A 7,646-nucleotide genomic window follows, 5' to 3' on the forward strand; every position below is an offset into this window, starting at 1 on the left:
ATGCACCGACGCCGCCGACTCGACGTCCAGATGCACACCAGTACTACGGAACCCAATCTGACGACCCACGAGGCAACACCCTTTCGAACGAATCAGGTGTTGCAGCGATCACTTGAGCCTGCCCGCACTTCTGCCTGGTAGCCGCAGACTCAACGACTAATTGTCGAGCACCTGCGCGACCCGGGCCTCCACATCCCCGAGGCCGGACAGGTCGATCCCGAACCGCTCGGTCAGCGCCTCGAGTACCTGTTCAGCGGTGTCGAAGCGGATGCGCTCGGTGTCGCCGCCGGTGTGCACGGCGAGGTTGCGCCCGCGCAAGTTCCACCTGGCATCGTCGGTGACCAGCGCCGCGCTCAGCCCGGTGACGAAGATCGATGCCGGATGTGTTGACACATACCAACTTCCGACTTCCAGGTCGATCAGCGGAGTCGGATCGGTGGTGAAGGTGTACAACGGCTGCCACCGATCGCGCACCATCGCCTCCAACACGTAGCCGCGATCGTGAGTGCGCAGCCGGTACGGCTCATGCGGGGTCTGCTGGATCGGCCCGGCCGTCAGGCGAAGCGGCGATGACAGGGTCTGTCCGCCGAAGCCGACGTCGACAAGAAAGACGTCGTCGATCCCGGGGATACGCACCGCCAGCGCCTGGTGGGTCTGCGCGGTCGGCGGTCCCTCCAGCCCGAGCGGGCTCATCCACACCACCCGCGCAGCCAAGGCGTCGACCCGAAAGCCCAAGTCTTCCAGCACATATCGCATCAGGTTGTTGTGCTCGTAGCAGTAGCCGCCGCGGCGGCGACGCACCAGCTTGTCCATCAGACCCTGCGGGTGCAGCTCGGTCACCGGTATCCCGAGCAGCGGGTCGAGGTTCTCGAACGGGATGCGGCGCACATGGGCGGCCACCAGCGCGGTCAACGTCCGCAGCGAGTGATCAACCGGGCCGGAGTAGGCGATGCGGGCGAAATACGCCGCGATGTCGATGTCCGGCCCGGTCATGGCACTGGCCATATTGCCCGACTCAGGTGCCTGTCCAACGTGGCGGGCGTTTTTCGGCGAACGCGATCGCGCCTTCTTTGGCGTCGTTGGACGCGAACACCGGCATCAAGATCTTCATCTGTTCGGCGAACATGGCTTCCGGGCTCCAGCCGCGTGACTCGACGACGATCCGCTTGGTCGCGGCCACCGCCAGCGGACCATTGGCGGTGATCTTCTCGGCCAGCTCGATCGCCTTGTCCAGCGCCGTTCCCGGCTCGGCCAGCACATTGACCAGCCCCAGCGCATGCGCCCGTTCGGCGGGCAGGTTGTCGCCGGTCAACGCCAGCTCCATTGCGATCGCATACGGGATGCGCTGCGGCAACCGCAACAGTCCCCCGCCCCCGGCGACCAGTCCGCGTTTGACCTCCGGGATGCCGAACGCCGAGTCCGTCGACGCCACGATCAAGTCGGTGGCCAACGCCAGTTCGGTGCCGCCGGCCAGTGCGTAGCCTTCGACGGCGGCGATCAGCGGTTTGGTCGGCGGACGTTCGGTGAAGCCCAAGCCACGACCTGCCACGACGACGTTCTCGCCGCGCGCGAACGCCTTGAGGTCCATGCCCGCGCAGAAGGAGCCGCCGGCCCCGGTCAGGATCGCCACGGACAGGTCCGGATCGCCGTCGAGCCGGTCCATCGCATCGGCCAGGCCCTTGCTGACCGCGGCGTTGACCGCGTTCTTGGCCTGTGGCCGGTTGATGGTGATGATCAGGATCCGGCCGCGCTGCTCGACCAGAACTGGGAGGTCTTCGTTCACGGTGCTCACGACGGTGCGACGCTCCTTCAATCAGTGGGTGTCGACTGATCGTATCGACTGGCCGCAACCGGGTCGCGCCGCGCTCGGCTAACATCACAGCGACATGACTGCTACCGATGTCGACCCGACCGAGACCTCGAAATGGGATCCCGGCCTGACCGAACGCGTGATCGGGTGGATCCGTCCGCTCATCAAGGGTTACCACCGCTCGGAGGTGCGCGGACTGGACTCGTTCCCGCCGGGCGGTGCGCTGGTGGTGTCCAACCACTCCGGCGGGCTGTTCCCGATGGACGTGCCGGTTTTTGCCACCGACTTCTACCAGAAGTTCGGGTATGACCGCCCGATCTACACGCTGGGCCACGACGTCATGTTCACCGGCCCGATCGGCGAGTTCTTCCTCCGAACCGGCTTCATCCACGCCAACCACGAGAACGCCGACGAGGCGCTGCGCTCCGGCGGGGTAGTGGTGGTTTTCCCGGGCGGCGACTACGACGTGTACCGACCGACCCTGTCGGAGAACACGATCGACTTCGACGGCCGCACCGGCTATGTCCGGGCGGCGCTTAACGCCCGCGTGCCGATCGTCCCGACGGTGGCCATCGGCGGACAGGAAAGCCAGATCTACCTGTCCCGCGGCACGGGACTGGCTCACGCGCTGCGGTTGGACAAGCTGATGCGGGTGAAGATCCTGCCGATCTCGGTCGGTTTCCCGTTCGGGCTCTCCGCGGTGGTGCCGCCCAACCTGCCGCTGCCGACGAAGATCGTCATGCAGGTGCTCGAGCCGATCGACGTCGCGGCCGAGTTCGGCGAACACCCTGACATCGACGAGGTCGACGCCCACGTCCGCCACGTCATGCAGAAGGCGCTCGACACGTTGGCCCGCGACCGTCTCCTGCCGGTGATCGGCTAGCCGTACCGTGGGTCTGTTGACCACCATGATCCGTGCCGGGATCATCGCGCCGTTGCGCCCGGACAAATATGTCCGGATCGCCGCCGCGGCCCGCCGCGAACACCTCTCGGCCACAAGCGGGTTCGCAATGTCGGCGCAACGTTGCCCCGAGCGCGCAGCGCTCGTCGACGAACTCGGGACACTGACCTTCGGTGAGCTCGACCGGCGCTCCGACGCGTTAGCGGCGGCGTTGCAGGAGTTGCCCGGCGGCGCCCCGTCTGTGGTCGGGATCATGTGCCGCAACCATCGCGGTTTTGTCGAGGCGTTGGTGGCGGCCAACCGGATCGGCGCCGACGTACTGCTGCTCAACACGTCGTTCGCCGGGCCGGCGCTGGCCGAGGTCGTCAACCGCGAGGGCGCCGAGGCGGTGATTTACGACGAGGAGTTCACCGATTCGGTGGACCGGGCACTGAGCGACCGGCCCGACGCGACGCGCATCGTCGCCTGGACCGAGAGTCCGGACAGCCATGACCGCACTGTCGAAAAGCTCATCGTCGCCCACGCCGGCCAACGGCCAACCAGAGGGGAGCGCAACGGCAGACTGATCCTGCTGACGTCGGGAACCACCGGAACTCCCAAGGGCGCCAAGCATTCCGGCGGCGGCACCAGCGAGCTAAAGACAATTCTGGATCGCATACCGTGGCGCACCGAGGAGACCACAGTGGTGGTGGCGCCGATGTTTCATGCCTGGGGTTTTTCGCAGCTGGTCTTCGCCGCGTCGCTGGGCTGCACGGTGGTGACACGACGCAAGTTCGACCCGGAGGCCACTCTCGACCTGATCGACCGCCACCGGGCCACCGGCCTGTGCGTGGTGCCGGTGATGTTCGACCGGATCATGGACCTGCCCGACGAGGTGCGTCGCCGCTACAGCGGCCGCTCGCTTCGATTCGCCACCGCGTCCGGCTCCCGGATCCGCCCCGACGTCGTCACCGGGTTCATGGACGAGTTCGGCGACGTGATTTACAACAACTACAACGCCACCGAGGCAGGCATGATCGCCACCGCGACGCCGCAGGATCTGCGGGCCGCACCGGACACCGCAGGCAAGCCGGCGGGCGGAACCGAGATCCGCATCCTCGACAAGGAGTTTCGCGCGGTGCCCACCGGCGAGGTCGGGCAGATCTTCGTGCGCAACTCCAACCGATTCGACGGCTACACCTCCGGCACCACGAAGGATTTCCACGGCGGGTTCATGGCATCCGGCGACGTCGGCCGGCTCGACGGGGCCGGTCGGCTCTACGTGGTGGGCCGCGACGACGAGATGATCGTCTCCGGTGGCGAGAACGTTTACCCCATCGAGGTGGAGAAGACACTGATAACCCACCGCGACGTCGCCGAGGCCGCCGTGCTCGGGGTTGACGACGAACAGTACGGGCAACGGCTGGCGGCGTTCGTCGTGCTGACCGACGGGGGGTCGGCCACGCCGGAAGACCTCAAGCAGCATGTCCGGGAGAATCTGGCCAACTACAAGGTCCCTCGCGAGATCGTCGTGCTTCCCGAGCTGCCCCGCAGCAGCACCGGCAAAGTGGTGCGCAGCGAACTGCTCGCTCTCCTCGGTTAGTTGCGCGAGCGGTTGAACTAAGCCTGTGCCATCGCAATTTCGACGACGGTCAGTTGTTCTGAAAGTCCTGCTGCCCGACGGATTTCGGTGAACTCTTCGATCATCGCGTCGGTCAGCTCATGTGGGTCGTTGAGGGTGGTGCCGTCGGCCAGCACGGAGATGTTGAGCTGGTCGACGTAGCTCCACACGGTGATGTTCAGACCGCTGCCGGCGGTCAATGGGCCCACCGAATAGATTTCGGTGACCAACGCACCGCCGACCCGGCCGCGTTCGCGCGGACCCGGAACGTTGGAGATGTTGAGGTTGAGCACCTTGTTCTGTCCGTCATGGCCGGCCAGCCATCTGAACAACGACTCCGCGGGCGCCGGCGGGAAGTACGCCGCCCAGCGGCTGATCAGCTCCGGCCCGACGAGCTGGTGACTCTCTTTGGCGGAGGCGGCGAAGTCGTGGGAACGCCGCACCCGCTCCAGCGGGTCGTCGACGTCGACCGGTAGCGCCACCAGCACCCCGCTGAAACGGTTCCCGGAAATCCGGTCCGGGGAGAAGTCGAAGCTCATGGGGACCGAGGCCAGCAGCGGGTGGTCAGCATTGGCGTCATAGCGCAGCAACAGTTTGCGCAGCGCTCCGCTCGAGAGTGCCAGCACGAGGTCGTTGATCGTGACGCCGAGCGCCTTGCCGGTCTCCTTGATGTCGGCCAGCGCCAAGGTGGCGGTGGCGAACTGACGCTTCGGTGTGAGCACGTGGTTCATGAAGGTCGGCGGCGGAGTGAACGGGCGGGTGAGCTCCGGCGACAGTTTGCGGGTACTGCGGCGGACCCGGCCGACACCCTGCGCGGTGTAGCGGATGGTCCCCGGGATCCGCCCGAGGTGGCGTAGATGATCGCCGAACGCCGACCGCATCAGCTCGCCCGCCGACGGTGCCGGATCGGGCGTATACCGGGTACGGCCGGCCTGCGGGCCGGGCGCCAGATCCATGCCGCGAGCCAGCAGGTTCGCCGCAGCGACTCCGTCGGCGAGGGCGTGATGGATCTTGCCGACCACCGCGATCCGGTTATTGGCCAGCCCCTCGACGAAATACATCTCCCATAGTGGGCGACTGCGGTCCAGGGGTGTGCTGGCGATCTCGCCGATCGCCTCGTCGAGCTCGCCGCGACCGCCCGGTGCGGGCAGCCGCCACGGCCGGATGTGGTAGGTGAGGTCGACGTCGCAGTTCTCCCGCCACATCGGGTGATGGAACTTCATCGGAATCTCGACCAGCTGATAGCAGAACGGCTCGAGCTTGTACAGCCGACTGTGGATGACCCTGCGGAACGTATCGATATCGAAGTCACGCCGGTTCGAGTCCAGCTCGATCACAGCAATTTTGAGGGTGTGCATGTGCACATTCGGCGTCTCGCTGTACAACAGCACCGCGTCCCAGCCGCTGAGCCTCTTCACGCCCCACCTCCCGTTGCGGGGACCCTTTGCAGGGACCTTACATTCGGCGGTCGCTCAAATAACCTCTTTGGCACCGATCAGCGTGCGGTGGCGGTGAACCTGGTTGAGGAACAGCCCGATTGCGGTGGCCATCGCCCCGGAGCGGGCGCCGTCGGTCAGATCGAACCCGTGACCCGCACCGGGCAGCTCCATGTAGCTGACCACCGACCGCGACACCGACCGCAGCCGCTCGACGAAGCTGCGCGCCTGCGCGACCGGGATCACGGTGTCGTTGCTGCCGTGAACCACCAGAAACGGCGGCGCATCCGAATGCACCCGGGCGATCGGGGAGGCGTTGCGGAATACCTCGGGGTGACGGTCGATCCTGCGGTTGACCACCACCCGCTCCAGGAAATCCACAAAGCGCACCCGCTCGGCGGTGGAGCGATCCTCCCAGTCGTAGCGGCCGTAAATGCCGACAACGGCGTCCACCGCGGTGTCCGAGCCGGCCGGCAGCTCGGCCTGCAACTCGGGGTCGTTACCGGTGAGTCCGGCCAGCGCCGATAAGTGCCCACCGGCCGAACATCCGGCCACCGCAACGAAATTGCGGTCACCGCCGAACTTGTCGACGTTGGCGCGTGCCCATGCGATCGCCGTCTTGACGTCGGTGATGTGCGTAGGCCAGCGGTGGTGCGGCGCGACGCGGTAGTCGATCGACAGGCACACCCAGCCCCGCTCGGCCAGATGCGACATCAGCGCGTAGCCCTGCAGGGTGCGGCTGCCGTGCACCCAGGCGCCACCGGGGACAAAGATCAGCACCGGCGCGGGCGCGGGCGGTAAGTCTTTGCGACGCCACACGTCGAGCAGCTGAGCCGGGTGCTCGCCGTAGCGGACGGCGGTGCGGTGCAGGTGGCGACGGTAACGCAGTGCCTTCCACACCGGCGGGGTGCGCTCGGGTGCCGGCCAGTCCAGTTCGAGGTCCTTGGCCGCCACGATGCCCCGCAACGCCGCTTCGCAGACGGCGTGCGTCTGGTCACGCTCGCGCCGGCGGATCTCGCCGATGCCCGGTGTGAGCCAGGACTTGGCGGTGGCCGAAACAAACTCCGGCAGTTGCCGAGCGCCCCACACCCCCATTGCGGTCGCCCCGCCCAGCGGCTCGAGATGCCTGCCGACCACGGGCAGCGAAGTCGAAGCGACACTTAGCGCCAGCATGTAGTCGGCCGGACGGGCCCGCAGCAACCACCTCATCCGGCTCGCCATGGTCGGTCCGGGGTAGCGGGTCGCGGGGCGCACCATGGCGGGAGCGTACCTCGCGGCGGTGGCAATCAAACGGCAAACATGACTAGTGTTGACCTCCTCGCGGCCCTGAAGGGCCGGGATTCCGACTGGGCCGCTCATGCGGCCCATCCCGGGTTCTCACTTTCGTGAGCGCACCTTGCGGTGCCCACACCTTGCGGTGTGGCCCCCGGTCCGGGGGTGCGCGCGGATCTAGCCCGGGCGAGGATTATTTCTGCAGCGTTGTGGTCCGCGTGGTCGCCGTGGCCGCACGCGACGCAAACGAACACCGCTTGGCTCTCGCGGTTCTCCTTCGCCGTGTGGCCACACCTGCGGCACTCTTGGCTGCTGTACCTTGCCGACACCGCGACCAGCGTGGTACCGGAAGCCGTCATCTTCTGTCCCAACCGGCCAGCGAACATGCCCCAGCAGTTGGCGTAGATATTTCTATTCAGCCCGGCCTTGGCCGCTGCCCCATTAGGCAGGTACCGACCAGGGTTCTCCGGATCAGGCTTTGGCTTGGGGCGCTTGACCATGTTACGAATTTGCAGTTCCTCGACTGAGACGAAGTCGTAGTTAGCCACGATTCGCGTGGTGATCTTCTCGACCCAGTCGCGCCTGCGGTCGGCCACCGACTGATGCAGCGCCGCTATCCGCTGGACG

General features: G+C 66.6%; 7 protein-coding genes. 2 read left to right on the forward strand and 5 right to left on the reverse strand.

The annotated features are described in order from the left end of the window. Nucleotides 1-156: 156 nt before the first annotated feature. Both ACRDTL_RS11525 and ACRDTL_RS11530 read right to left on the reverse strand, forming a co-directional pair. Nucleotides 157-1,005: an arylamine N-acetyltransferase family protein gene (locus tag ACRDTL_RS11525; RefSeq protein WP_431506840.1), complete on the reverse strand. Its 849-nt coding sequence runs from the start codon at nt 1,003-1,005 to the stop codon at nt 157-159. 10 nt (nt 1,006-1,015) lie between these two features. Next, on the reverse strand, nt 1,016-1,792 hold the full coding sequence (locus tag ACRDTL_RS11530; protein WP_431506841.1) for a crotonase/enoyl-CoA hydratase family protein: 777 nt from the start codon (nt 1,790-1,792) through the stop codon (nt 1,016-1,018). Nucleotides 1,793-1,886: 94 nt separating this feature from the next. Here ACRDTL_RS11530 and ACRDTL_RS11535 point away from each other — a divergent pair, with 94 nt between their 5' ends. Next, complete coding sequence (locus ACRDTL_RS11535) at nt 1,887-2,693, forward strand: 1-acyl-sn-glycerol-3-phosphate acyltransferase (protein WP_431506842.1); 807 nt, start codon at nt 1,887-1,889, stop codon at nt 2,691-2,693. A gap of 7 nt (nt 2,694-2,700) precedes the next feature. Next, complete coding sequence (gene fadD12 / locus ACRDTL_RS11540) at nt 2,701-4,293, forward strand: acyl-CoA ligase FadD12 (RefSeq protein ID WP_431506843.1); 1,593 nt, start codon at nt 2,701-2,703, stop codon at nt 4,291-4,293. A 17-nt stretch (nt 4,294-4,310) separates the two neighbouring features. Here the strand turns inward: fadD12 and ACRDTL_RS11545 are convergent, their stop codons facing one another. The 3 genes from ACRDTL_RS11545 to ACRDTL_RS11555 form a co-directional block, all read right to left on the reverse strand. Beyond that, nucleotides 4,311-5,729: a WS/DGAT/MGAT family O-acyltransferase gene (locus ACRDTL_RS11545; RefSeq protein WP_431506844.1), complete on the reverse strand. Its 1,419-nt coding sequence runs from the start codon at nt 5,727-5,729 to the stop codon at nt 4,311-4,313. A 54-nt stretch (nt 5,730-5,783) separates the two neighbouring features. After that, nucleotides 5,784-6,968 (reverse strand): alpha/beta hydrolase fold domain-containing protein, encoded by a 1,185-nt coding sequence (locus tag ACRDTL_RS11550; protein WP_431506846.1) that lies wholly within the window; start codon nt 6,966-6,968, stop codon nt 5,784-5,786. Between the two features lie 134 nt (nt 6,969-7,102). Further along, nucleotides 7,103-7,646 (reverse strand): RNA-guided endonuclease InsQ/TnpB family protein (locus ACRDTL_RS11555; protein WP_431506845.1); only part of this gene is annotated, 544 nt, incomplete at its 5' end.

Origin of the sequence: Mycobacterium sp. (genome assembly GCF_050700595.1) — a bacterium.
Taxonomy (GTDB): domain Bacteria; phylum Actinomycetota; class Actinomycetes; order Mycobacteriales; family Mycobacteriaceae; genus Mycobacterium.

What these genes read in the sequence shown, in the direction of transcription:
- ACRDTL_RS11550 (WP_431506846.1), bottom strand. Translation starts at nt 6,968, where the DNA reads ATGGCGAGCCGGATGAGGTGGTTGCTGCGGGCCCGTCCGGCCGACTAC.
- ACRDTL_RS11525 (WP_431506840.1), bottom strand. Translation starts at nt 1,005, where the DNA reads ATGGCCAGTGCCATGACCGGGCCGGACATCGACATCGCGGCGTATTTC.
- ACRDTL_RS11535 (WP_431506842.1), top strand. Translation starts at nt 1,887, where the DNA reads ATGACTGCTACCGATGTCGACCCGACCGAGACCTCGAAATGGGATCCC.